Below are 25,460 nucleotides of genomic sequence, written 5' to 3'. Positions count from 1 at the left end.
CGCCATCCGGGGTGCGGCGGTACTGGATGAAGGGGGCATTGCACTATTATCGGTCAGGTTCATCCGCGCCATGATGGCGCGTGTCGGCCACGATGCAAAAGGAAAGTTTCAGACATCATGCTCAAATCCGAGATTCTCGACACCTTCCTGCACCTGCTGGACGAAGCCAAGGCCAGCGGCGACCGCGAGCCGACGGCGATGAACCTGGCTACCGTGGACGGTTCCGGCCGGGTCGCCTCGCGCATCGTGCTGCTCAAGGGCGCCGACGAACGCGGCTTCCGCTTCTACACCAATTACGAAAGCGACAAGGGCGGCCAGCTCGAAGCGCATCCGCAGGTGGCGCTGTGCTTTCACTGGAAGCAGGTGCGCGAGGGCGTGCAGGTGCGCGTGGAAGGCGCGGCGCGCAAGCTGCAGGCGGAGGAGTCGGATGCCTACTTCGCCAGCCGCCCGCGCGGCAGCCAGATCGGCGCGTGGGCCTCGCTGCAGTCGCAGACGCTGCCCGACCGTGACAGCTTCGAACAGCGTGTGGCGCGCTACGAGCAGCAGTTCGAAGGCCACGAAGTGACCCGGCCGCCGCACTGGGGCGGCTTCGTGGTCGAGCCGGACATGCTGGAATTCTGGTACGGCGCCGAGTTCCGACTGCACGAACGGGTGCGCTGGGATCGCCACGGCCAGACCTGGACCAGCCGGATGCTCTACCCATGACCCGGGCGCTGCCCGCGCAGCATGTGGCGCAGGGTGGCTTTGCCGTGCACACGCGCGGCCGCGGGTTCAGCGAGATCACCGCGCAGGTCGGCGACGCGGTGGCAGCCAGCCACGTGCAGACGGGCATCGCGCAGGTGTTCACCGCGCATACCAGCTGTTCGCTGCTGATCAGCGAGAATGCGGACCCCGCCGTGCGCAACGACCTGGAGCGCTGGTTCGCCCGTGCCGTGCCGGACGGCGACGCGATCTTCCAGCACGACGCGGAAGGCCCGGACGACATGCCGGCGCACGTCCGTTCGATCCTCACCGGGGTCAGCCTCAGCGTGCCGGTGCACGGCGGCAAGCTGATGCTGGGTACCTGGCAGGGCATCTACCTGTGGGAACACCGCATCGACCCGCACCAGCGCAAGGTCGTGGTGACCGTGTTGGGGAACTGAGCGCATGCATCACGTCGCACCGGATTCCGGCTTGCCGGACCACTTCCCGCAGCGCATCGTCTGCCTCACCGAGGAGCCCACCGAGGTGCTGTACGCGCTCGGCGAGGAGCGCCGCATCGTCGGCATTTCCGGCTTCACCGTGCGACCGCCGCGGGCGCGCAAGGAGAAGCCGAAGGTCTCCGCCTTCACCAGCGCGAAGATCGGCGAGATCCTGAAGCTGGAACCGGACCTGGCGATCGGCTTTTCCGACATCCAGGCCGACATCGCCCGCGAGCTGATCAAGGCCGGCGTCGAGGTGTGGATCAGCAACCACCGCAGCGTCGATGGCATCCTGGCCTACATCCGCCGGCTCGGCGCGATGGTCGGCGCCCACGAAAAAGCCGAAGCCTACGCGCAGCGCGCCGAGCGGCACATCGCCGACATCCGCGCCGCCGTCGCAGGACTGCCGCGGCGGCCGAAGGTGTATTTCGAGGAGTGGGACGAACCGATCATCACCGGCATCCGCTGGGTCGCCGAGATCATCGGCATCGCCGGCGGCGATGACTGCTTCCCCGAACTCGCCCGCGAACCGCTGGCGAAGCAGCGCATCCTGCCGAACGGCGACGAGGTCGTGCGGCGCGCCCCGGACATCATCCTCGGCTCGTGGTGCGGCAAGCGCTTTCGCCCGGAGAAGGTGGCGGTGCGGCCGGGCTGGGACACGATTCCCGCGGTGCGCGATGGCGAACTGCACGAGATCAAGTCGCCGATCATCCTGCAGCCCGGACCGGCGGCGCTGTTCGACGGGTTGGACGAGATCCATCGGATCATCGCGGAATGGGCGCTGCGCTGAGCCTTTCCGCTTTCCGTTTGTTGTGGCGCACTCTGTCCGCAAGGGACTTCCTTCGGTCGTGGCGATGTTCTTGCTCTCGTGGCGTTCAAAGCGAAAAGCATCAGAGGCAAGAGCTTTCGTGCGCCTGCGGCGCTCGAGTTACTTCTCTTTTGCTTGTCCAAAAGAGAAGTAACCAAGAGAAAACGACCCCCCGCTTGGCGCTTGCCGGGCATCGTGCCCGGCAAGTCCGTGAGTCGGGGCCGGGCTTTTCGAGCGGGCGTCGTGCCCGCTCGAAAAGGCGAGTCCATCCATGGACTCGCCCGCTGCGCGGCCTGTCGACCCCGTCTCACCGCCGCGCAAGGGACCCCGGTAGAGCAGCGGGCCATCCTGGCCCGCACTCGGTGATGAAGCGGAAAAGCAGAAGCCACAGCAAAGCGTCGCTTGCTGTGGCTTTGCTCCCGCTCCTGTCTTGATCTGGCTCTTCTGAAGAGTGCGCGCTGGGAGCGCGCTGCTCTACCCGGGGCCCCTATGGCGCGGCGGGTGGGCGAAGGAAAGCCCGCAGGGTGGCCGGCAGGGATGTCGGCCAGTTTGTCGCCAGGGCAGGCGAGGGCATGGATGCCCGAGTTGAGGCAACGCAGGAGCAGTTGCCCGATGCCCTGTCGACAAACCCCGCAGCCCACCCGCGTACCCGGAGGGCAGGATGCCCGTAGGGCGCGTCATCGGGTGGCCTTCTCTTTGGGTTACTTTTCTCTTGGCCACGCAAGAGAAAAGTAACTCGGCTGCCGCAGGCAGACGAAAGCTCTTCGCTTCAAAAGCTCTTACCAACCCATGAGCGAACTAGCGTCCGCTACGAGGGAGAAAGTTCAGGCGCCCAGCGCCAACCGCGCCCCCACATCCAGCAACGGCGCCGCCACCAGCAACCGCGCCAGCAGCAGCACGATCATCACCACCATCGGTGCGAAGTCGATCTGGCCGGCGATCAGCTTGCCGTGCAGCGGGCGCAGCAACGGGGCGACGATGCTGCCGGCGAGTTGCAGCAGTGGATGGCGGCGGTCCACCGAGAACATGCTCAACAGCGACCAGCCGAAGATCAGCACCAGGTAGAACAGCAGCACGAAGTCGAGCAGCTCGGCCAGCGACAGCACGATCAGGCCGAGCGGGTGCGGCATCACGCCCAGCAGGGCGAACAGCAGCAGGCGCTTGACCAGCATCGCCAGCCACGCCAGCAACAGGGCGGCCAGGTTGACCCGGTGCCAGTTCGGCAGCACGCGGCGGATCGGTGCCAGCATCGGGTTGGTGTAGCGGTAGACGAACTGGCTCAGCGGATTGTGGAAGTCCGCGCGGCAGGCCTCGGCGGCCACGCGCAGCAGCAGCAGGGTGACGACGGCATCGAACGCCAGGTCGAGCAGCAGGGCCAGTGCATTCAGCAGATAGCTCACGGCAGTCTGTCCAGTTCGGCAGCGAGTTCCGCGCCACGCCGGGTGGCGGCGGCGACGGCGCGGGCGACGATGTGCGGCAGGCCATCGGCGCTGAAGCTTTCCAGCGCAGCCTGGGTGGTGCCGTGTGGCGAGGTGACGCGCTGGCGCAGCACGGCGGGGTCCTCGCCGCCGTCGACCAGCATGCGACCGGCGCCCAGGCAGGTCTGCGCGGCGAGTGCGCGGGCGGTGCCGCGGGGCAGGCCTTGCGCCACCGCGGCCGCTTCCAGTGCTTCGACCAGGGCGAAGAAATACGCCGGGCCGGAACCGGACAGCGCGGTGACGGTGTCCATCAGCGCCTCATCGTCGATCCAGCGTGTGATCCCGGCGGCATCGAGGATGTGCTGCGCCTGCGCCTTCTGCGCCGGACTGACCCGGCTGTTCGCGCACAGGCCGGTGGCGCCGGCGCCGATCAGCGCGGGCGTGTTCGGCATGCAGCGCACGATCGGCAGGGTGGTACCGAACCAGCGCTCCAGCTGGTCCAGCCGCACGCCGGCGGCGATCGAGATCAGCAGCGGCCGGTTGCGCTGCAGGATGTCGCGCAGGTCGGCGTGGATCGCCGGCATCACCTGCGGCTTCACCGCCAGCAGGATCACCTCGGCCTCCGCCACGGCCAGCCGGTTTTCGGCATAGCAGGCAATGCCGAAATCGCGGCCGAGCGACTGGCGCGCCTCGGCCAGCGGCTCGGCCACGCTGAGGGTGGCCGGCGCCACGCCGGTTTTCAGCAGGCCGCCGATCAGGCTGCGCGCCATGTTGCCGCCGCCGATGAAGGCAAGTCGTGTCATGCAGGGCTCCTCGTCCGTCCAGACCGCGTACCTTACCGGAGCCGGCGCGATCGCGACGGATTTTGCCGTGCGGGGCGCCGGCGGACGGCGGCCGCGGATGCCGTGATCATGGCCGGATGACGATTTTTCGACCGGGTGCGCAAACCGGGTCGACAGTTTGCGTATTGACGGCGGAAAGACTGGCCGCACAGCCGGTTGCGCGAGTAGTATCGACGCGGCTACAGGGGGATTCGGGTAGTTCGTCCAGGTGGTGTCGTGGCGCCGGATGCCATGCGCTGCGGCGCACCACGCCTGCGAATGTCATCCGGCCCCGCATGTGGCATACGAATTCATGCCATCCAGACGATCGGTTGAGGGGAAACGACAGATGGACATTGCCGAACTGCTTGCCTTCTCGGTGAAGAACAAGGCCTCGGACCTGCACTTGTCCGCCGGGCTGCCGCCGATGATCCGCGTCGATGGCGATGTGCGCCGGATCAACATTCCCGCGCTCGAACACAAGCAGGTCCACTCGCTGATCTACGACATCATGTCGGACAAGCAGCGGCGCGACTACGAAGAGTTCTACGAGACCGACTTCTCGTTCGAGATTCCCGGGCTGGCGCGCTTCCGCGTCAACGCGTTCAACCAGAACCGCGGTGCCGGCGCGGTGTTCCGTACCATTCCGTCCGAAGTGCTGACGCTGGAAGACCTCGGCGCGCCGCGCATCTTCAAGGAACTGATCGAGCAGCCGCAGGGCCTGATCCTGGTGACCGGCCCGACCGGCTCGGGCAAGTCGACCACGCTGGCGGCGATGGTCGACCACATCAACAAGAACGAATACGGGCACATGCTCACGATCGAGGACCCGATCGAGTTCGTGCACACCTCGCAGAAGTGCCTGGTCAACCAGCGCGAAATCCACCGCGACACGCTGGGCTTCAACGAAGCGTTGCGTTCGGCGCTGCGCGAGGATCCCGACTACATCCTGGTCGGCGAGTTGCGCGACCTGGAGACCATCCGCCTCGCGCTGACCGCCGCGGAAACCGGCCACCTGGTCTTCGCCACCGTGCATACCAGCTCGGCGGCGAAGACCATCGACCGCATCATCGACGTGTTTCCCGCCGGCGAGAAGCCGATGGTGCGTTCGATGCTTTCCGAGTCGTTGCGCGCGGTGATCTCGCAGTCGTTGCTGAAGAAGGTCGGCGGCGGCCGCATCGCGGCGCACGAGATCATGGTCGGCATCCCGGCGATCCGCAACCTGATCCGCGAGGACAAGGTCGCGCAGATGTATTCGTCGATCCAGACCGGCCAGCAGTTCGGCATGCAGACGCTGGACCAGTGCCTGCAGGATCTGGTCAAACGCGGCCTGGTGACGCGCCAGCAGGCGTTCGCCTACGCCAAGAACAAGGACAGCTTCAAGTGATTGGTGGCCCGTCCCGATTTTCGCTACTCCATTCCCGATCCCCGGGGGCAACGTCATGAGCGACTTTGATTTCACCTCATTCCTGAAGCTGATGGTGCACAAGAAGGCTTCCGACTTGTTCATCACCGCGGGTGTCGCCCCTTCGATGAAGGTGCAGGGCCGGATCGTGCCGATCACGCAGAGTCCGCTCAGCGTGCAGCAGTCGCGCGACATGGTGCTCAACGTGATGACGCCAGGCCAGCGCGAGGAGTTCGAGAAGACCCACGAGTGCCAGTTCGCGATCTCGGCGCAGGGCGTGGGCCGTTTCCGCGTCTCGTGCTTCTACCAGCGCAACTGCGTCGGCATGGTGCTGCGCCGGATCGAGTCGAAGATTCCCACGATCGAGGAGCTGACCCTGCCGCCGGTGATCAAGCAGCTGGCGATGACAAAGCGCGGCATCATCATCTTTGTGGGCGGCACCGGCACCGGCAAATCCACCTCGCTGGCGTCGATGATCGGCTACCGCAACCAGAACTCGACCGGCCACATCATCACCATCGAGGACCCGATCGAGTACGTGCACAAGCACGAGGGCTGCATCATCACCCAGCGCGAACTGGGCATCGACACCGACAGCTGGGACAACGCGCTGAAGAACACCCTGCGCCAGGCGCCGGACGTGATCATGATCGGCGAGGTGCGCACGCGCGAGACGATGGAGCACGCGATCAACTTCTCCGAGACCGGCCATCTGTGCCTGTGCACGCTGCACGCGAACAACGCGAACCAGGCGATGGACCGCATCCTGCACTTCTTCCCGGAAGATCGCCGCCAGCAGCTGCTGATGGACCTGTCACTGAACCTGAAGGGCATCGTGGCGCAGATGCTGATCCCCACCCCCGACGGCAAGGCGCGCCGGGTGGCGGTGGAAGTGTTGCTGGGCACGCCGCTGGTACAGGACTACATCCGTCAGGGCGAGATCCACAAGCTGAAGGAAGTGATGAAGGAGTCCACCCTGCTCGGCATGAAGACGTTCGACCAGAGCCTGGTCGAGCTGTACCACGCCGGCGAGATCAGCTACGAGGACGCGCTGCGCCACGCGGACAGCTCCAACGAGGTGCGCCTGCGCATCAAGCTGGCGCAGGGCGGCGACGCGCATACCTTGTCGCAAGGCCTGGACGGCGTCGAGCTGGAGGAAACCCGCGACGCGCATAACCTCGGTGGCGCCAACTTCCTCAATCGCTAGAGCTGCTGCTGTAGCGACAGATGAAAAAGGCGCCCGCGGGCGCCTTTTTCATTGGCTGCATGTCCCATGCGCCTACTTCTCCGTGGGCGGCATGCCGCCGATCGTCAGGCCGCTGCTGTCCACGCTCTTCACGCCCTTGACGAGCTGGGCGACGCGCTCGGCGCGCTCCTTCTCGGCTTGCGAGGAGACCGTGCCGCTGAGCGTAACGACGCCATCGTGGGTCGAGACCGAGATGTTGGTGGCCGAGATGCCCTTGGTGGTGCCGAACTCGGATTTCACCTTGGTGGTGATCCAGGCATCGGCTGCCTTGTCCGGCACGGTCTGGTTGTCGGACGATTGCTGCATCCGCGCGCCGGCGTCCTGGGCCATGACCTGGCCGAACGGGATGGCCGCAAAGGCGAACATCAGGGTGGTGGCGTACAAACTGTTGCGGATCGTGGAAGTGCGCATGGCGATCTCCTTGGTGTAATGGCGATGCCTGTCGGAGGAAGGACAGACGGGATGCCGTGGTTGCCATGGCAACAGCCGCGTCGTGAACGCCGCGTGGCCGCGGCCGCTGCCGGTTCAGCGCGGGATTACGGATGCGAAGGGTGGGTCACGGCGATGTTGGAATCGCGTTGAATGGCGTGGGCCATGCATGAAAAAGCCGGGGCGCCGCAGCGCCCCGGCTTCTCGTCGAGCGCCGTCGCTTACTTCAGCAAGGTCTGGCTGGTGATCACCATGCCACCGGTGTCGACGCGCATCTCCGCATCGATGCTGTCGACGCGTTCGGCCTGGGACTTCATCGCGGCGAACTGTGCCTTGGAGCGTGCCAGCTCGGCGGCGGCGTCGGCGGCATCGTCGCGGTCGCTGTCGTCGATCGACGGTTCGTCGCTCTTGCTGAGCGTTGCGGTCGCGGCGGCAAGGCTGTCGATCTTCTGTTCCATCAGCTGCAACCAGCTCAGGTACATCGCGCCGCTGATATGCATGCGACCCATTTGGCCGGCGTCGCCGACCGGGGCCTTCAAGGTGTCGCTCAGGCGTGCGTCCTCGCCGGCACCGACGCCGAGCGCGAGCGCCTTTTCGCCCATGGCAATCCACGCCGGCTGGCCCAGCATGCCGACCATCTCCTTCGGCAGCGGCAGCGGCTTGCCGTCATGGGCGGGCTTCAGCTGAGCCAGCGCCGGCACCATCACCTGACCCATCGCGAGCAGGCCTTCGGGATTGCTGGTGCCGAGCACGAGACGCCCGGTGAACGTGGGCAGGCCGGCGTCCTTGCCCGGCGCCAGTGAGTCCAGCACGATGCGCAGGCCGAGCATGTCGCCGAATGGCGGGATCGCCGCCTTCTGCATGGCCGGGCCGAGCTTGGCGAAACTGTCGTTGAGATCGGTCAGCGAGGGGCAGCTGAACGGCTTGGCGGCCACGGCATCGGCCTGGGCCAGCCAGAACGTGCGCACGTTGGAAACCGGCAGCGCCACGCTGAGGTCGAACGGCGCGGCGCCGGCGCTGCCCAGACCAGGCAACTCCACCTTGAGGCCGGCAAACGCCTTGCTGATGTCGTCGGCCAGCGCCACGTCGAAACGTACGTCCTGGTGCTTCGCGTCCAGCTTGGTGTAGCCGAAGCTCACCGCCGGAACGCGCGCGGCGATGCGTGCGGCGTCGGTGGCGCAACTGGGCGAGGTCTGCAGCTGGGTGGCGACCGGCTCGCCGGTCTTGGCGGCGATGGCTTCGGCATGGGCTTTCTGGATCGCGCCGACCAGCGGGTCCTTGCCGCTGACCGCCAACGGCAGCGCGCGGGTCAGGTCCAGTTCGCCGACCAGCCACTTCTGATAGCCCTTGGCCTTGGCCAGCGTGGCGAGCCGGCCGTCATCCTGCAGGCTCTTCTGCGGCCGGTCCAGGCCCAGCGCCTGGCGCAGCATGGCCGGTGAGGCGTTCGCCGGCAACAGCGCAGCCACCGCCTGCTTGTTGACCGTGGCCAGCACCACCTCGGTGCCGGAAGCGGGGAACGCGTACTTGCGGTAGCTCTGCTTGTCCACGTTGGCGACATCGAGCTTCTTGCCGTAGGCGGTTTCCAGCCGGCCGACGAAACCTTCGAACGCGCCCGGATCGCTCAATTGGAAGCGCAGCACCGGTGCCAGGCCCAGGCCATAGAACGCGGAGTAACCCTTGAGGTTCAGGCCGGCACCCTGGGCGAAGGTCTCGATGGTCTTGCCGTCAAATTCGGTGCGCAGCGCACGCAACAGGCGGGCGCCATCGGGATCCTTCTTGGCCAGCCGTTCGGCGCTGGCGTCGAGCTGGGCCAGCTGGGACGGCAATTGCGCATCGGCCTGGGCGAGCAGGGCGCCGCGGGTGGCGTCGTCCATGATGTCGAGGTTGGCCACCACGTACGGCGTGTCCGCCGGTACGAAAGCCAGGGGTGCATCCTTGTCCTTGTGCCCGCAGGCCGCCAGCATGACGCCGGCGAAACCCAGCGCGATGTATCGCGTCGTCGATCGCATGTTGATCCCCAGTGTGGTGAATGGTGCGCCGGTCATTATGCCCGCTTGCCCGGGGCGCTGCCGTGGCCGGCAGCGGGCAACTGCAGGCCTGGCGAAACGGTTCAGCGGGCCAGCACTTCGTTGAGCACGGCCATGCGCACGAACACGCCGTTGCCGACCTGTTCGAGGATGCGCGACTGCGCGCCGTCGGCCACGTCCGAGGCAATCTCGATGCCGCGGTTGATCGGGCCCGGGTGCATCACCAGGCAACCCGGGGCGGCCAGGCCCAGTCGTCGCCGGTCCAGCCCGTAATGGGCGAAATACGCCGCTTCGTCCGGCAGCTCGATGCTGGCCATGCGCTCTTTCTGCAGGCGCAGCATGATCACTGCGTCGACACCGTCGATGGCCTGGTCGAAATGGTCGTAGCGGCGAGCTTGCGGCGCCTCGTCCGCTGCCGGCATCAGTTCGGCCGGTCCGCACAGACGGATTTCCTTCATTCCCAGCGCGGCGAACGCATTGATGTCCGAACGGGCCACCCGCGAATGTTTGATGTCGCCGCAGATGAGCACGCTGAGGTTCTCGAAATCCGGCCGGTGCTGGCGGATCGTCAGCGCATCCAGCAGGCCCTGGGTGGGGTGCGCGTTGTTGCCGTCGCCGGCGTTGATCACGGATACACCGCTCATCGCGTGGTGCACCAGCATCTCCGGCGTGCCCGATTGCTTGTGGCGCACGATGATGGCGTCCAGATGCATCGCCTCGAGCGTGTGCAGGGTGTCGAACAGCTCCTCGCCCTTGCTGGTCGAGGACAGCCCGATATCGAAGTTGATCACGTCGGCGCCCAGCCGCCGTGCGGCCAGCTCGAACGAGGTGCGCGTGCGCGTGGACGGCTCGAAGAACAGGTTCAGCACGGTGCGACCGGCCAGCACGTCGAGCTTGCGGGTGCCGTGCGCGCAGGCATCGCGCAGGGACTCGGCGCGATCGAGCAGGCGCTCGATCGTCTCGCGCGGCAGGTTTTCCAGGGTGGTCAGGTGGCGCAGGCGAGGGCTCATGGCGGCGGGTCTGGGGTGGAAAGGGAAGGTCTGTTCAGTGGCCGGGGTTTTCGGCCACCGGCGAGCCAGCGCTCGAGGATGACCGCGGCCGCTTCGGCGTCGATGCCGGCGGCATCGCGGCGGCGCTTGAGCCCCACCGCACGGGCGGCGGCGAACCGCTGCGCGGCTTCCTGCGAGCTGTGCCGCTCGTCGACCAGCACGACCGGCAGGCTGTAGCGCTGCTGCAACTGGGTGGCGAACTGGCGGGCGCGGCGGCTGGCGGGCTGCTCGGCGCCGTCCAGGGTCAGCGGCAGGCCGACCACCAGGGTGTCGGGCTGCCATTCCTGACGCAGTGTGTCGAGGCGTTGCCAGTCCGGGTTGCCGTCGTCGCGCACGGTGAGGGTGGTCAGCGCGCGCGCGCTGGCGGTGAAGGTATTGCCGATCGCCACGCCGGTGAGCCGGCTGCCGACGTCGAAGCCGAACACACAGCTCATGCGTGACCCGCGTAGCCGGACAGCTGGCGCGGGTCGACCCCGACCAGGCCGGCAGCGGCGCTCCAGCGTTCCTCCAGCGGGGTGTCGAACACCACCCGCCCGCAGGCCTCGGCGGTGAGCCACGCGTTCGCCATCAGTTCCTGCTCCAGCTGGCCGGCGTCCCAGCCGGCGTAGCCGAGCACCATGATCGCCTGACGCGGACCTTCGCCGGCGGCCATCGCGACCAGGATGTCGCGCGAGGTGGTGACCGACCAGTGGTCGTTGATGCGGTAGCTGGAGTCCCAGTCGCCGGGTTCGCGATGCAGCACGAAGCCGCGCTCCTGCTGCACCGGGCCGCCGATCAGCACCGGCGCGTCGGCCAGTTCGCTGTCCATGCATTCCAGTTTCATCTGTGCCAGCACGTCGCCCAGGCGGTATTCGGACAACTGGTTCACCAGCAGGCCGACCGCGCCGTCCTCGTCGTGCTGGCACAGCAGCGCCACGCCACGCGAGAACGGCGGATCGGCCAGGTTCGGCATGGCGATCAGGAAATGCCCGGTGAGGGTCGAGGGCTGCACGGCGGTCATGTGCGCATTGTAAGCGCAGCGCGTGCCGTGCGCAGAAGATCGGCGCCTTCGTTCAGCGAGTCTGCAGCACGTTGTTCGGCTGAAAGCGCCAGGTGCGGGTGATATTGAGCTCGTCGATGCGCTCTGCGCTTCTGGGCGCCGGCGGGAACGGCGCGGCCAGGCGCACGATGCGCTCGGCGGCGGCGTCCAGCACCTTCTGGCCGGAACTCTGGATCACCTCGATGCTCTTGATGCTGCCGTCGAGGCTGAGCACCACCGTGAGCAGCACGTCGCCATGCAGGCCGCGGCGGCGCGCTTCTTCCGGGTAGTTGAGATTGCCGACCCGCTCCACGCGGTCGGACCAGCCGCGCATGTAGGCGGCGTAGGCGTATTCCCGGGTGCTGGCGGTGAGGTACTTGACCTTCGGCCGCTTGGCGTACGCCACCTTCTTCTGGCGCAATTCGGCGGCGAGCTGGGCGATCGCCTGCTGGCGCTTCAGTTCTTCGGCGGTCGGCGCCTGCTCCTGCGGGTCGACCTGGGTACGCGCGGTATCGCTGGTCACGCGGAAATCGGTGGCGCCACTGGTGGTGAGCATGCGCGTCGGGGTGGCCTCGCGCGGCCGCGGCGTGGTGGCTTCGACCGGTTGCGCCGCGATGCCGGGATCGGGCTTCGGAATCGCGCCGGAGAACAAATCCGACGGCCGCGCGGCACGGTCGCTCTGGCCGCCGCCGGCGTTGTTGGCCTGGGCCAGGAAATCCGCCTTGTCCGGCGCCTGCTGGTTGGCCACGTTGACCAGGGTCACGTCCAGGGTGGGCAGGCTCGGCGTGGACTTCACGAAATGGAACGTGATGCCCAGCAGCAGCACGCCGTGCAGCAGCAGCGAGAACAGCAGGGTGGCACCGATCGGGTCGGGTGGAGAGTTGACGGTTGCGGTGGCGCTCACGCTTTGCGGTTTCCGGTGACGTGCTGCTCGATGACGTCGAACAGCTGGCCGGCAATGTTAAGCCCGAACTGCGCGTCGAGTTCACGCACGCAGGTCGGGGATGTGACGTTGATCTCGGTCAGGTAGTCGCCGATCACGTCCAGCCCCACGAACAGCAGGCCGCGCCGGCGGAGTTCGGGCGCCACCTCGCTCACGATCCAGCGGTCGCGCTCGGACAACGGGACGCCGACGCCACGCCCGCCGGCGGCCAGGTTGCCGCGGAATTCGTCGCCCTGCGGGATGCGCGCGAGCGCGTACGGCACCGGTTCGCCATCGACCACCAGGATGCGCTTGTCGCCGGCGCTGATTTCCGGGATGTATTTCTGCGCGATCGCGAACTGTCGCCCGGCACCGTGGGCGTCGCCGCCGAGCAGGGTTTCCAGCATGGAGTTGAGGTTGCTGTCGCCGGCCTTGACCCGGAAGATGCCGCGCCCGCCCATGCCGTCCAGCGGTTTCAGCACCACCTCGCCATGTTCGGCGGTGAACCGGCGCAGTTCACCGGCATCGCGGGAGACCAGGGTCGGGGCGATGCATGCGGGAAACGCCAGCGCGAACAGCTTCTCGTTGCAGTCGCGCAGCGAGCGCGGGTCGTTGATCACCGCCACGCCGCCGCGCTGGGCCGCTTCCAGCACCATCGTGTCATAGATGAACTGGGCGTCGACCGGCGGGTCCTTGCGCATCAGCACCACGTCGAGTTCGCGCAGGTCGCGCCACTGCGCCGGACCCAGCGTGTACCAGCGCTGCGGGTCCTCGCGCACGTCGAGCGGCGCAATCCGTCCCCACGGCTCGCCGTCGCGCAGCGCCAGGTCGCCCTGTTCGAAGTAGTGCAGCGAGTGGCCGCGGCGGCGGGCTTCCAGCAGCATCGCGAAGCTGGTGTCCTTGGCCATCTTGATCGCGCCGATGGGGTCCATCAGCACGCCGACCGAAAGGGTCATCGTGGTTCTCCGTGGGTGGCTTGCCCGTGGGGGCGTGCAGCATCAGCCCGCTATACTAAGACGGATGGCTGCCGAGGCCATCGAATTGCGACAAAGCCGACATCCCTGCCGCTGTCGCCGGTGGCCAGATGGTGCCAATATGGGTCACCTTGTGCGTCGGTGGGTGGTGCGGGCGATTATTGCTTGACAGTCTCGGCGGGCAGGCAGTAAACAACAAAGCCATTGGATTCACCGTCATAGAGCGGCTGCCGGTGTCACGTTTTCGACTTTTTTACATGCGCGCCGTCCGGCATGGCTGTTGCATGTCTTGGTGCCTATCCTGAGCTCGGGGCGGGCCGCAGGGGGAGTAAGTGAATTTGAACATGAGTGCTAATGACTTGGCTGGTCTCAAGGTCATGGTGATCGATGACTCCAAGACCATCCGCCGCACCGCGGAAACCCTGCTGAAAAAAGAGGGTTGCGAGGTATTGACCGCCGTCGACGGCTTCGAGGCATTGGCCAAGATCTCCGACCAGAAGCCTGCGATCATCTTCGTCGACATCATGATGCCGCGGCTGGATGGCTATCAGACCTGCGCGCTGATCAAGAACAATCCGCAGTTTCGCGCTACGCCGGTGATCATGCTGTCCTCCAAGGATGGCCTGTTCGACAAGGCGCGTGGCCGCATCGTCGGTGCCGAGCAGTATCTGACCAAGCCGTTCACGCGGGACGAACTGCTTGGTGCCATCCATCGCCACGTCAGCACGGTATCGAGCCACTGACTGCAGATTCTGAGGGGGACCTGTGGCCACCATTCTCATCATCGACGATTCGCCGACCGACGTGCGCGTGTTCACCACGCTGCTTGAACGGGCCGGGCACCAGGTCGTCGCCGTCAGCACGGCCGAGGAGGGCATCGAGCGCGTGCGCGCCGACATGCCCGACCTGGTCATCATGGACGTGATCATGCCCGGCATGAACGGTTTCCAGGCCACGCGCACGCTCACGCGCGACCCGAAGACCCAGAGCGTGCCGATCGTGATGATCACCACCAAGTCGATGGAAACCGACCGTGTCTGGGGCCTGCGCCAGGGCGCCAAGGCCTTCATCACCAAGCCGGTGAACGAAAAAGAGCTGCTGGCCTGCATCAACGAATTGTTGCCGAGCGAGAAATGAACCAGTCCGTCAACCGCACTCCCTTCGAGATCCTGGCCCATTACGAGCGGCTGTCGCTCGGGCATGCGTCGGATACGCAGGACAAGTTCGAGGCGCCCGGGTTGTGGCGCGGAATCGGTTTCCGGGTCGGTTCGCGCCTGCTGGTCAGCGGCATCGACGAGATCAACGAGCTGCTGGCGGTACCGGTGCTGACGCCGGTGCCGGGCACCCAGCCGTGGTTGCTCGGCGTGGCCAACGTGCGCGGCAACCTGGTGCCGGTGATCGATTTCGGCCGCTTCCTGTTCGGCGATCGCACGCAGCACACCGAACGCGCCCGCCTGCTGGTGGTGCGCCAGGGCGGCGGCAACGTGGCGCTGCTTGTGGACGAGGTATTCGGCCAGCGCACGGTGGACGAAGAACAGCGACGCGAGGCAGGGCGCGAAGACGATCCGCGACTCGCCCGCTTCGTCGACAGCCGCGTGGGCGAGCAGCAGTTGGCCATTTTCAGCATGAACCGGCTGGTGCGCGCACCGGATTTCCGGCAGGCCGCGGCCTGACACCGCGGCAGGCTGCAGTGACATGAAGGGCCGGCGCCCGCGTGGGCCGGAAACTTGGGACAAGCATTCCCTGGCCGGTACCCACTCCGCGGGGCCGGCAGCGTAATCAGTTAGACGGATGAGGTGAACATGAGCACTACAGGGGGCGTCAGCAGGGAACGCGGTTACACCGCACTTATTGTCCTGCTGCTGATTGCGATCGGTTTCGCGGCGCTGGACTTCTTCCTGCTCAACCAGAAGAACGGCGAGGATCGCCAGGCGATCGCGCTGACCACGCAGATCCAGGTGCTGTCACAGCAGACGGCGAAATTCGCGCTGGAATCGGCGGACGGCAACATCGACTCCTTCAAGGAACTCGAATCCACCCGCAATGCGATCGATTCGGCCGTGCAGCGACTGGACAAGGGCGACCCCAAGAGCGGCATGCAGCCCTATGCAGACAACAACGCCACGCCTGCGGGTCGCGCCGTAAGCGCGCTCGACGCTTCCTGGAAGCAGCTCGACGCGGATATCGGCAAGATCCTGTCCAACAAGGCGGTGGTGCTCGATTCCGGGCAGCGCGCGGGTACCCTTGCGCAGCAGATGCCGCTGCTCAACTCGAGCATGGAGCAGGTGGTCAACATCCTGCAGCAGCGCAACGGCAGTTCCGAACAGATGCTGGGCACCTCCCGCCAGATGCTGTCCGCCGACCGCATCATCCGCCGCGTGCAGGAAGTGCTGCAGGGCGGCGACAGTGCCCAGTCGGCGGCCGACGGCCTGTCCCGCGACGCGCAGCTGTACGGCAACGTGCTGAAGGGCCTGATCGAGGGCAATCCCGACAGTGGCGTGAAGCCGATCAACGATGCGAATGCGCGCAAGATCCTCACCGACATGGACGCCAGCTGGGCCCAGCTGGCCGACCCGGTGGCCAAGCTGGTCGCCGCCGCCGGCAACATCGCCGACGTGAAGCGCGCGGGCAACCAGGCCTCGCTGGATTCGCAGACCGTGCTGCTGCGCGCGAACGACCTGTCCGAACAGATCGGCAAGCTGCCGCTGCGCCGGCTGTTCCCGAATGTGTGGTGGGGCCTGCTCGGCGCGATCGCGGCGGTGGCATTCGCCCTGCTGCTGGTCATCACCCTGGTGCGCGACCAGCGCCGCCGGTTCGCCCAGAGTACCGAGCTGAACCAGCGCAACCAGGAAGCGATCATGCGCCTGCTGGACGAAATGGGCTCGCTGGCGGAAGGCGACCTGACCGTGAAGACGACGGTGTCGGAGGACATCACCGGCGCGATCGCCGACTCGGTGAACTACGCCATCGACGAGTTGCGATCCCTGGTGACCACCATCAACGAGACCTCCGAGCAGGTGTCGTCGTCGGCGCAGGAAACGCAGACCACCGCCCGCCACCTGGCCAACGCGGCCGAGCAGCAGGCGCAGCAGATCAGCACCGCGACCTCGGCGATCAACCAGATCGCCAGCTCGATGGATGATGTGTCGAAGAATTCCGCCGAGTCGGCCGACGTGGCCGAACGCTCGGTGAAGATCGCCTCGCATGGCGCCGAAGTGGTGCGCGAGACGATCTCCGGCATGGATTCGATCCGCGACCAGATCCAGGAAACCTCCAAGCGCATCAAGCGCCTGGGCGAATCCTCGCAGGAGATCGGCTCGATCGTGGAACTGATCAACGACATCGCCGAGCAGACCAACATCCTGGCGTTGAACGCGGCGATCCAGGCGGCTTCGGCCGGCGAGGCGGGCCGAGGCTTCGCGGTGGTGGCGGACGAAGTGCAGCGACTGGCGGAACGCTCGACCAGCGCGACCAAGCGTATCGAGACGCTGGTGCAGACGATTCAGTCCGATACCAACGAGGCGGTGAACTCGATGGAGCAGACCACCGCCGAAGTGGTCGCCGGTGCGCGACTGGCGGAGGACGCCGGCAGCGCGCTGGGCGACATCGAGCGCGTGTCGCACGATTTGTCCGCGCTGATTCAGAACATCTCCACGGCGGCGCGCGAGCAGTCCGCAGCGGCGACCGATATTTCGGTGTCAATGAATGCGATTCAGGAGATCACCTCGCAGACCTCGCAGGGCGCAAGCCAGACGGCTGACTCCATCGGTACGCTGGCGCAACTGGCGAGCGATCTGCGGCGATCGGTGGCTCACTTCAAGCTGCCGGGTTGACATCGGCCGTGCCAGTTTTCGGTTCGATTGAGAAAAGCACAAGACAGGGGGCAGTCTCGCTGGTTGCAGGATGCTTGCGTTGTGCAACCGTTGAGAGAGGCGCATGAGACTTCAAGACCACATCGATTTCACCACGCTGCAGTGGGTCAAACCGGAGCTCGACGACACCTTGTCGATCGCCCGCGAGGCACTGGAGTCGTACGTCGACAATCCGGGCAAGCGCGACTACATGCGCACCTGCGCGGATCACCTGCATCAGGTGCAAGGCACCCTGCAGATGGTCGAGCTGTACGGTGCGGCGATGGTGACGACGGAGATGGAGACGCTCGCCATCGCCCTGCTCGAGGATCACGTCGCCTATCGCGAGGAAGCCTACGCCGCACTGATGCGCGGCCTGATGCAGCTACCCGACTACCTGGAACGGCTGTCCAGCGGCCACCGCGACGTGCCGGTGGTGCTGCTGCCGCTGCTGAACGATCTGCGTGCAAGCCGCGAGCAGGAGCCGCTGCCCGAATCGGCGATGTTCCACCCGAATCTCGATGCGTTCCTGCCGGAGCAGGCCCCCGCGGCGATGAGCGAAGCGTATGCCGAAGCGCACCGCGGCGAGCTGGTGGACCTGCGCCTGCGCTTCCAGCAGCAGCTGCTCGGCTGGTTCCGCGGCCAGAATGCCGCGCAGCAGCTGGTCAACATGCGCAAGACCCTGCTGGCGATCACCGCGCGCTGCCATCACGTGCATGGCCGGCGCCTGTGGTGGATCGCCGCCGGCGTGCTGGAAGGCCTGGAACAAGGCTCCCTCAAGGGTCAGGCCGGCGAAGTGCGCCAGCTGATCGGCAGGGTCGATCGCAACATCCGCCTGCTGATCGAGCAGGGCGAAGACAGCCTGCGCGGTGGCGATGCGGACGACGTGGCCTGCAAGCTGCTCTACATCGTGGCCCAGGCCAAGCAGCGCAGCCCGCAGATGGAACTGCTGCGCAGTACCTACGCGCTGGACGGCCTGCTGCCGGATGCCGGCGAACTGGAACACGCCCGCGGCTCGATGGCCGGACACAACCGCGCGCTGCTCGATTCGGTGTCGCGTGCGCTGAAGGACGACCTGCTGCGCGTCAAGGAGGCGCTGGACCTGTTCCTGCGTCAGCAGAACGGCGATCCGGCACAGCTGGCCGCGCAGGGCGAAGTGCTCGAGCGCGTCGGCGACACGCTGGGCATGCTGGCGCTGGCGGTGCCGCGCCGGGTGGTGACCGAGCAGCGACGCGTGCTCGACGAGATCGCCAACCGCATGCGCGCAGCCGACGAGGAGACCCTGCTCGACGTGGCTGGCGCCCTGCTGTACGTCGAGGCATCGCTGGACGACCACATCGAGAGCCTGGGTTCCGAGGACGAGGCGGGTACCGGCGAAACGATGCACGCCCTTCCGCGCAGCGAGGCGCTGGGTGTCGTCACCACGCTGATGCAGGAGGCGATTGCCAATACCGGCAAGGTCAAGGACGCGATCGTTGCGTTCGTCGAATCCGGCTGGGAGCACGACCGACTGGCCGGTGCGCCGGTCCTGATGGACGAGGTCGCCGGCGCGATGCGCATGCTGTCGTCGCCGCGTCCGGCCGAGCTGGCCCAGGGCGTGGGCCGCTTCATCGGCAATGAACTGCTGGAAGACCGGCGCGTGCCGAGCGGTGCGCAGATGGACCAGCTGGCCGATGCGCTGGCGGCGCTGGAGTATTACCTGGAGGCCGCGCGCGAGCACCGCGGTGGCCTGGAACACATTCTCGACGTGGCCGAACACAGCCTCGGACTGCTCGGCTACTGGCCCGTGCCATCGGCGCGCGCGGCGTCCACGGCGGCTTTCGCGCCGGAAGCGGCGGCGCCCGTCGGGTACGCGAGCGAGGGCGAGCAGCATCCGGAGCTGTCCGAGTCCGTCAGCCTGTTGTCGGGCGACGACCTGGGCCACCTCTTCGTCGGCGACAGCCAGACGCCTGCAGCGCCCATGCACGACCTGGACGGGCTGCGCCTGGCGCAGACCGAAGCGACCGCACCGGATCACGACGGGTCCGACGAGCTGGGCGACGACTGGATCGAAGTCGAGGAAGAAGTGGTCGAGCAGGTGCCGGTGCGCGACGCGCTGGCGGCGAACACCAGTTTCAACATCAACGCCGAGGGCATCGACGACGATATCCGCGAGATCTTCCTGGAGGAGATGCAGGAGGAGATCGACAACCTGCGCAGCGCCGAGAAGGTCTGGCTGGCCGATCCCGCGCAGACTTCGTCGCTGGTCGGCATTCGTCGCTCGTTCCACACGCTGAAGGGTTCGGGCCGGCTGGTCGGCGCTGGTGTACTCGGCGAGTTCGCGTGGAAAGTGGAGGACATGCTCAACCGCGTGCTGGACAGCACCATCGAGCCGGGCGCCAATGTGCAGGCGCTGGTGCGGCACGCGATCGATGCGTTGCCGCCGCTGCTGGCCGCACTCAAGGGCGAAGGCGCGCCGAACGTGCCGCTCGGCGCGATCATGCACACCGCCGAGCAGCTCGCCGCCGGCAACCAGGCGCGTCTGGAAGACCATGCGCCGCAGGCCATGGAAACCGTGCGCCGCATCGTGCGCCGGCGCGTGCCGCGTGCCGACATGGCGGCAGAAGCGGCCGAGGCCGCCGTACCCACCGCGAGCCTGACGGATGCGGGTGCCGTATCCGCCACGCCGGAGCCGGCTGAACCCGCGCCGGCCATGGCGATGCCGGTGATGCCGCCGGTGGATCCGGTGCTGCTGGAGATCCTGCGCAGCGAAGTGGCGCAGTACCTGCAGACCATCCGCGCCGCGGTCCAGCGTTGCGACGACGAACTGCCGATCGGCGAAGAACTGCTGCGGGCGGTGCATACGCTGCATGGTGCGATCGCGATGGTCGACATCCCGCTGCTGACGCAGCTGCTGTCGCCGCTGGAAGGCCTGTTCAAGCGCCTGCGCGCCGCCAACCTGCCGCTGTCGTCCGATGGCGTGCGTCTGCTGAGCCAGTCGGTCGACGTGGTCGACCACGTGATGGGCCAGTTCGACGTGGCCGAGCCGCAGTTGCCGAACGCCGACGCGCTCACCGCGCAGATCACCAGCATGCGCGATTACTACCCCGAATCGAAGGTGGCGCACGTCGTGTTCGAGCCGCAGGCCGACGAAGTCGAGCCGGCGGAGGCCGTTACCCCGGCAGATCATGCCGGGGTCGACCAGGCGATCATGGCCGCCTCGCTGGAGGCCGGCATGTCCGAGGCCATGGCGGCGCAGGCTGAGGCAACCGGCGGGGCTTCGGCCGATGCCGGCGAAGCGCAGGAAATCCATCCCGACGAAGCACACCATGCCGAGCTGACTGCCGAATTGGTGGCGGCACTGGATGCCTTCGAACCCGAGCAGGCGGCTGCCAAGCTGGCAGCTGCCGAAAAGCTGGCGGCCGAGCAGGCCGCAGCAGAGCAAGCCGCGGCGGAGAAGCTGGCAGCCGAACAGGCCGCGGCAGAGAAGTTGGCGGCGGAGCAGGCAGCAGAACAGGCTGCAGCCGAACAGGCCGCCGCCGAAAAGCTGGCAGCCGAGCGAGCAGCGGCTGAGCGAGCCACGGCGGAGAAGCTGGCTGCCGAACAGGCTGCCGCCGAAAAGCTGGCCGAGGAACGGGCTGCCGCCGAACAGGCAGCCGCCAACCGTGCCGCGGAAGAAGTGACCGGTGCGGCGGCGCAGGAGCCGGCCTACGCCCTGGCCGGGTCTGGCCAGATCGATGCCGATCTGCTGGAAGTCTTCATCGACGAGGCGCGCGAGATTCTCGACCACGCCGATGGCGTGCTGGCGCAGTGGCACGCCGAACCGGCCGAACTGGTGCATGTGCCGGAACTGCAGCGCGACCTGCACACGCTCAAGGGCGGTGCGCGTATCGCTGGCCTGGTGCCGGTGGGCGATCTCAGCCACGCGATCGAGACGCTGCTCGAGAAGCCGATCCGCGACACCTCGAAGACCGGGCCACTGATCGCCGCCATGGAGGCGAGCTTCGACCAGTTGCACGCCTTGGTGCAGCAGGTGGCGCAAGGCCAGGCCACCGATTATCCGCAGGCCATGATCGACCATCTGCTCGCGCTGGCCGGCGAAACGGCGCTGGCCGACGACGTGGCGCCGGTGCCCATGCCGGTTCCAGCGGCGCCATTGCCGGCGGTTCCCGTCGCGGGCGATCTCGATCTGCCCGAGCTGATGCCGGAGGCAGAGGAGGAAATCCGCTCCTCGCAGGAACAGATCCGCGTCCGCGCCGACCTGCTCGACAGCCTGGTCAACCATGCCGGCGAAGTGGCGATCTACCGGTCGCGACTGGAGCAGCAGGTCGCCGGTTACCGCTTCAACCTGGTCGAGCTGGAACAGACCGTCGCGCGCCTGCGCAGCCAGCTGCGCATGCTGGAGATCGAGACCGAGGCGCAGATCATCGCGCGCTTCCAGCGCGAACATCGCGAAGCGGGCCTGACCGCGTTCGATCCGCTCGAGCTCGATCGCTACTCGCAGCTGCAGCAGTACTCGCGTGCGCTGGCCGAGTCGGTATCCGACCTTGTGTCGATCCAGAACATGCTGGACGAGCTGACCCGCCAGGCCGAGACCCTGCTGATCCAGCAGTCGCGGGTCAGTACCGAACTGCAGGACGGTCTGCTGCGCACGCGCATGCTGCCGTTCGACACGATGGTGCCGAACCTGCGCCGCACGTTGCGCCAGGCCGCCCAGGAGGAGGGCAAGAACGCCCAGCTCCATGTGGACGGCGCCCATGGCGAAATGGATCGCAACCTGCTCGATCGCATCAAGGCGCCGTTCGAACACATGCTGCGCAACGCGATCGCGCACGGTATCGAAACCCCCGCCGAACGCCGCAAGCTCGGCAAGCCGGCCGAGGGCGCGGTGCACATCACGGTCGCGCGCGAGGCCACCGAAGTCGTGATCCGGGTCAGCGACGACGGCCGCGGCCTGAATCGCGAGGCGATCCGCAAGCGCGGCATCGAACGCGGGCTGCTGCGTGCCGAGACCCGGCCCACCGACAACCAGCTGCTCTCGCTGATCACCCAGCCGGGCTTCTCCACCGCCAGCCAGGTCACCCAGCTGGCCGGTCGCGGCGTCGGCATGGACGTGGTGGCGAACGAGATCAAGCAGCTCGGCGGTTCGCTGTCGATCGAGTCCGAGGAAGGCAAGGGCAGCACCTTCATCCTGCGCCTGCCGTTCACCCTCGCGGTGACCCAGGCGATCCTGGTGCGTATCGGCGAGGCGACGTTCGCGATCCCGATGACCTCGGTACAGGGCGTGGCACGGGTCAATCCGGACGACCTGGCCGAATTGATGGCCGAGGACGAGCCGTCGTTCCGTTACGGCAACGAGGCCTACGGCATCCATGATCTGGCCGACTTGCTGGGTCTGCCGCCGGGTCTGCCGACCGAGGAAGAGCAGCAGCCACTGCTGCTGACCCGCGCCGGCGACCTGCGCGCGGCGATCCGCATCGATGCGGTGCTCGGCTCGCGCGAGATCGTGGTGAAGTCGGTCGGCCCGCAGATCAGCTCGGTGCCGGGCCTGCTCGGTGCGACCATCATGGGCGACGGTTCGGTGCTGATCATTCTCGATCTGGCGCCGCTGGTGCGCCACGGTATCATCCGCCGCGAACAGCGCCTGGCCGAAGGCCTCAGCGCGGTCCAGGCGCCGGTGGTCGAGGAAGTGCAGGTGCGGCCGCTGGTGATGGTGGTGGACGATTCGATCACCATGCGCAAGGTCACCAGCCGCGTGCTGGAGCGTCACGAGTACGAAGTCAGCACGGCGAAGGACGGCGTCGATGCATTGGAGAAACTGCACGAGCGCGTACCCGACCTGATGCTGCTGGACATCGAGATGCCGCGCATGGACGGCTACGAGCTGGCCACCCACATGAAGGCGGACCCGCGACTGCGCGACGTGCCGATCATCATGATCACCTCGCGCAGCGGCGACAAACACCGCCAGCGCGCGTTCGACATCGGAGTGGACCGCTACCTCGGCAAGCCGTACCAGGAGGCCGAGTTGCTGGTGCAGATCGGGGAGGTGCTGGAGCAGCGTGCGGTGGAGCCGGTTCATGATTGACACGGTTCCTGCGGTTGCCCTGCTGTTTGACGATACCGAACTGGGCGGCCAGCTGCGCGAGGCGCTGTGCGAACGCGGCGCGCGGATCGTGCATGAAGGCGGGGTAGCCAGCCTCAGCCGCGAATTGCTGCAGCGGGTGGGCGCCGACGTACTGGTGGTCAACCTGGACGACAGCGCCGACGACGCGCTCGACCGCCTCTACGAGGTGATCGACGACGACCGCCCGCGCGTGGTCTTCAACGACGCGCAGGCCAGCCGCGCGCTGGTCGGCTGGGATCGCGCCCGCTGGGCGCGCCACCTGGCGGTCAAGGTGATGGCGGAGGGTGATATCGATCCGCCGCGGCCGGGCGGTGCTCCCGGTGTCGAAGCGCCAGCAGTCGCACCGGCGGAAGCGGCGGCGGTCGAGGCTGCCGCGGTCGCGCAGCCGATGATCGCCGAGGCAGCGGTGGAGCCGTTGGCCGAAACGACGGTCGGTCCGGCCGCGGGTTCCGAACTGGAGCCCGATTTCCTGATGCACGACGACCTCGATGGTCAGCGCGGGCAGATTGCGGCGGCGGAATCGGAGAGCCTGGCGGCAGAACTGGAAGCCTTGCTGGCTTCCGGCGACATGCCGGCGGATGACGACGCGGAATCCGGTCCGGGCCTGCGCTTTGTCGACGACGAGGAACTGCCGCCCCTGCACGATGGAAACTTCGGGGCGCCAGCGCTGGATCCGGCTGCAGCGGCGCCGGTCGAGCCAGCCTCCGCTACGGCGGCCGCGGTACCGTCGGGCGTGACGCCACCGGCGTTCCAGGTGGATCACCTGCAATTGTCGTCATTGACGGACGACCCGGTTGCCACGATACCGGCTTCGGCGGCGCAGCCGGCGGTGGCCGACAGCGCGCCGCACGTGCGTGCGCCCGAAGGCTGGGCGCTGGTGGACGACGATGCTGCGCAGGCCGCCCCGGAAGCTCCCGAAAGGTTCGATGCCGCGGTGTTCGGGGTCGAGAAGCTGAGCGCTGCCGATTTCCTCGCGCCCGACGTCGAGGCAGTCGCCGCCGATCTCGAACCGAGGATGAGTCTCGAGCTGGTGTCGATGGAGGAGGCCATTGCGCCGCAGGCATACGTGCACGAACACGAACACGAACACGCGATGGTGCTCGACGAACTTGGCAGCGCGCTGAGCAGGGTCATATTGCTGGGCGCGGCGATCGACGGCATCGACGCGGTATGCACGTTCCTGGCGGCGCTGCCGGCATCGACGCGGTTGACCTTCCTGCTCACCCAGCATCTGGGCGGGCAGTCGGACGCCTCGCTGGTAGCGGAGTTTGCCGCGAACTGCGCGTTGCCGGTGCGGCTGGCCAAGGGTGGCCGGGCCAAGCCCGGCGAGGTGCTGCTGGTGCCGGCCGGGCAGCAGGTGCGGTTGCGCCGCGACGGCAGCATCGACCTGCAGGCGAACGACACCGAGGCGGCGCCGGAGCCGTCGATCGACGCCAGCCTGACCATGGCCGCGAACGCCTTCGGCCGCGACGCGCTGGCGATCGTGTTCGCCGGGCGCGGCAACGATGCGGTGGCCGGTGCGCAGGCGATCCATGATCGCGGTGGCCAGGTCTGGGTAGAGTCGTCGTCCGGGGAACATTTTGCCGACATGGTCAGTGGAATCTTCGCCGAACGACTGGTCAGTTTTTCCGGTACGCCGTCCGAACTGGCGGCGCACTTGCTTGAGGTGTTTCCATGAGTGATCCGTTGCCGCGTGAAATCCGCTGCGTCCTGGTGCCGGTGGGCAACCTGCGCCTGTTGCTGCCCAACGCCACCATCGCCGAAGTGATCACCCAGAGCACGCCCGAGCCGGTGGCTGGCGCGCCCGCCTGGCTGCTTGGCCGGATCGCCTGGCGCGGCTGGCGCGTGCCGCTGGTGTCGTTCACCGAACTGGCCGGTACCGAGGAAGGCGATGCCGAGCTGAGCGTGCGCGTGGCCGTGCTGAAGGCGCTCGGCGGCAATCCGAAACTGCCGTTCATCGCCGTGCTGACCCAGGGTTTTCCGCGCCTGACCACGCTGAACGCGGAGCTGATCATTCCTACCCACGACGGCAAGCCGCTGCCGCCGGGCGTGCGTGCGCACGTGCTGGTGCGCGACGACGTGGCGATGATTCCCGACCTGGAATGGATCGAGGCCACCTTGCTGGACCTGCTCGACGCCGCCGAGCCGGCGGAGTCCATGGAGTCGTCCGACTCGGACGACTGAAGCCAGCCGGCAGACGGCGGA

21 protein-coding genes are annotated in these 25,460 nt (G+C 67.1%); 12 read left to right on the top strand and 9 right to left on the bottom strand.

Going from position 1 to position 25,460, the window contains the following annotated elements:
- The first annotated feature begins 117 nt into the window (after positions 1-117).
- From pdxH to ABIE04_RS04695, 3 genes are read left to right on the top strand one after another with little or no spacing between them, the layout of a single operon-like run.
- On the top strand, positions 118-705 hold the full coding sequence (gene pdxH, locus ABIE04_RS04705; RefSeq protein ID WP_354547414.1) for a pyridoxamine 5'-phosphate oxidase: 588 nt from the start codon (positions 118-120) through the stop codon (positions 703-705).
- Positions 702-1,142, top strand: a complete 441-nt coding sequence (locus tag ABIE04_RS04700) for a secondary thiamine-phosphate synthase enzyme YjbQ (RefSeq protein WP_354547413.1) — start codon at positions 702-704, stop codon at positions 1,140-1,142. Before pdxH ends, ABIE04_RS04700 begins: the two co-directional genes overlap by 4 nt.
- A 4-nt stretch (positions 1,143-1,146) precedes the next feature.
- Positions 1,147-1,971, top strand: coding sequence for a cobalamin-binding protein (locus ABIE04_RS04695; protein ID WP_354547412.1), 825 nt, complete (start codon positions 1,147-1,149; stop codon positions 1,969-1,971).
- An 842-nt stretch (positions 1,972-2,813) separates the two neighbouring features.
- Here the strand turns inward: ABIE04_RS04695 and ABIE04_RS04690 are convergent.
- Positions 2,814-3,389 (bottom strand): YggT family protein, encoded by a 576-nt coding sequence (locus tag ABIE04_RS04690; protein WP_354547411.1) that lies wholly within the window; start codon positions 3,387-3,389, stop codon positions 2,814-2,816.
- A complete protein-coding gene (proC, locus tag ABIE04_RS04685; RefSeq protein ID WP_354547410.1) occupies positions 3,386-4,210 on the bottom strand; it encodes a pyrroline-5-carboxylate reductase in 825 nt (274 codons plus the stop codon). Before proC ends, ABIE04_RS04690 begins: the two co-directional genes overlap by 4 nt.
- 367 nt (positions 4,211-4,577) lie before the next feature.
- Here proC and ABIE04_RS04680 point away from each other — a divergent pair, with 367 nt between their 5' ends.
- Positions 4,578-5,615: a type IV pilus twitching motility protein PilT gene (locus ABIE04_RS04680; RefSeq protein ID WP_214555575.1), complete on the top strand. Its 1,038-nt coding sequence runs from the start codon at positions 4,578-4,580 to the stop codon at positions 5,613-5,615.
- A 55-nt stretch (positions 5,616-5,670) separates the two neighbouring features.
- Positions 5,671-6,840 (top strand): PilT/PilU family type 4a pilus ATPase, encoded by a 1,170-nt coding sequence (locus ABIE04_RS04675; protein WP_354547409.1) that lies wholly within the window; start codon positions 5,671-5,673, stop codon positions 6,838-6,840.
- 72 nt (positions 6,841-6,912) lie between these two features.
- Here the strand turns inward: ABIE04_RS04675 and ABIE04_RS04670 are convergent, their stop codons facing one another.
- The 7 genes from ABIE04_RS04670 to gshB all read right to left on the bottom strand — a co-directional run bounded on the left by ABIE04_RS04670 (position 6,913) and on the right by gshB (position 13,280).
- Positions 6,913-7,290: a BON domain-containing protein gene (locus ABIE04_RS04670; protein ID WP_354547408.1), complete on the bottom strand. Its 378-nt coding sequence runs from the start codon at positions 7,288-7,290 to the stop codon at positions 6,913-6,915.
- A 239-nt stretch (positions 7,291-7,529) separates the two neighbouring features.
- A complete protein-coding gene (locus tag ABIE04_RS04665; RefSeq protein ID WP_354547407.1) occupies positions 7,530-9,317 on the bottom strand; it encodes a hypothetical protein in 1,788 nt (595 codons plus the stop codon).
- Between the two features lie 101 nt (positions 9,318-9,418).
- Complete coding sequence (locus tag ABIE04_RS04660; RefSeq protein ID WP_354547406.1) at positions 9,419-10,345, bottom strand: aspartate carbamoyltransferase catalytic subunit; 927 nt, start codon at positions 10,343-10,345, stop codon at positions 9,419-9,421.
- The gene (ruvX, locus tag ABIE04_RS04655) at positions 10,342-10,818 is read right to left on the bottom strand and encodes a Holliday junction resolvase RuvX (RefSeq protein ID WP_354547405.1); all 477 of its coding nucleotides are present in this window, start codon (positions 10,816-10,818) and stop codon (positions 10,342-10,344) included. The genes ABIE04_RS04660 and ruvX overlap by 4 nt, the downstream gene beginning before the upstream one ends.
- Positions 10,815-11,384 (bottom strand): YqgE/AlgH family protein, encoded by a 570-nt coding sequence (locus tag ABIE04_RS04650; protein WP_354547404.1) that lies wholly within the window; start codon positions 11,382-11,384, stop codon positions 10,815-10,817. The genes ruvX and ABIE04_RS04650 overlap by 4 nt, the downstream gene beginning before the upstream one ends.
- 52 nt (positions 11,385-11,436) lie before the next feature.
- Complete coding sequence (locus tag ABIE04_RS04645) at positions 11,437-12,306, bottom strand: energy transducer TonB (RefSeq protein ID WP_354547403.1); 870 nt, start codon at positions 12,304-12,306, stop codon at positions 11,437-11,439.
- On the bottom strand, positions 12,303-13,280 hold the full coding sequence (gene gshB, locus ABIE04_RS04640; protein WP_354547402.1) for a glutathione synthase: 978 nt from the start codon (positions 13,278-13,280) through the stop codon (positions 12,303-12,305). The genes ABIE04_RS04645 and gshB overlap by 4 nt, the downstream gene beginning before the upstream one ends.
- Positions 13,281-13,642: 362 nt before the next feature.
- Here gshB and pilG point away from each other — a divergent pair, with 362 nt between their 5' ends.
- The 7 genes from pilG (at position 13,643) to ABIE04_RS04605 (ending at position 25,439) form a co-directional block, all read left to right on the top strand.
- Entirely contained in the window at positions 13,643-14,041 is a 399-nt protein-coding gene (gene pilG / locus ABIE04_RS04635; RefSeq protein ID WP_056389115.1) for a twitching motility response regulator PilG, read from the top strand.
- A gap of 22 nt (positions 14,042-14,063) precedes the next feature.
- Positions 14,064-14,435, top strand: a complete 372-nt coding sequence (locus ABIE04_RS04630) for a response regulator (protein WP_214555566.1) — start codon at positions 14,064-14,066, stop codon at positions 14,433-14,435.
- Complete coding sequence (locus tag ABIE04_RS04625; RefSeq protein ID WP_354547401.1) at positions 14,432-14,971, top strand: chemotaxis protein CheW; 540 nt, start codon at positions 14,432-14,434, stop codon at positions 14,969-14,971. Before ABIE04_RS04630 ends, ABIE04_RS04625 begins: the two co-directional genes overlap by 4 nt.
- A gap of 129 nt (positions 14,972-15,100) precedes the next feature.
- On the top strand, positions 15,101-17,131 hold the full coding sequence (locus ABIE04_RS04620; RefSeq protein WP_354547400.1) for a methyl-accepting chemotaxis protein: 2,031 nt from the start codon (positions 15,101-15,103) through the stop codon (positions 17,129-17,131).
- 103 nt (positions 17,132-17,234) lie between these two features.
- Positions 17,235-23,216: an Hpt domain-containing protein gene (locus ABIE04_RS04615; protein WP_354547399.1), complete on the top strand. Its 5,982-nt coding sequence runs from the start codon at positions 17,235-17,237 to the stop codon at positions 23,214-23,216.
- On the top strand, positions 23,209-24,933 hold the full coding sequence (locus ABIE04_RS04610; RefSeq protein WP_354547398.1) for a chemotaxis protein CheB: 1,725 nt from the start codon (positions 23,209-23,211) through the stop codon (positions 24,931-24,933). Before ABIE04_RS04615 ends, ABIE04_RS04610 begins: the two co-directional genes overlap by 8 nt.
- Positions 24,930-25,439 (top strand): chemotaxis protein CheW, encoded by a 510-nt coding sequence (locus ABIE04_RS04605; RefSeq protein WP_354547397.1) that lies wholly within the window; start codon positions 24,930-24,932, stop codon positions 25,437-25,439. The genes ABIE04_RS04610 and ABIE04_RS04605 overlap by 4 nt, the downstream gene beginning before the upstream one ends.
- The last annotated feature ends 21 nt before the right edge of the window (positions 25,440-25,460 follow it).

The organism is Rhodanobacter soli (assembly GCF_040548735.1).
GTDB classification, from domain to species: Bacteria; Pseudomonadota; Gammaproteobacteria; order Xanthomonadales; family Rhodanobacteraceae; genus Rhodanobacter; species Rhodanobacter soli_A.
The sequence above is the reverse complement of the archived record's forward strand: the minus strand, read 5'-3'. Positions and strand labels throughout refer to the sequence as shown.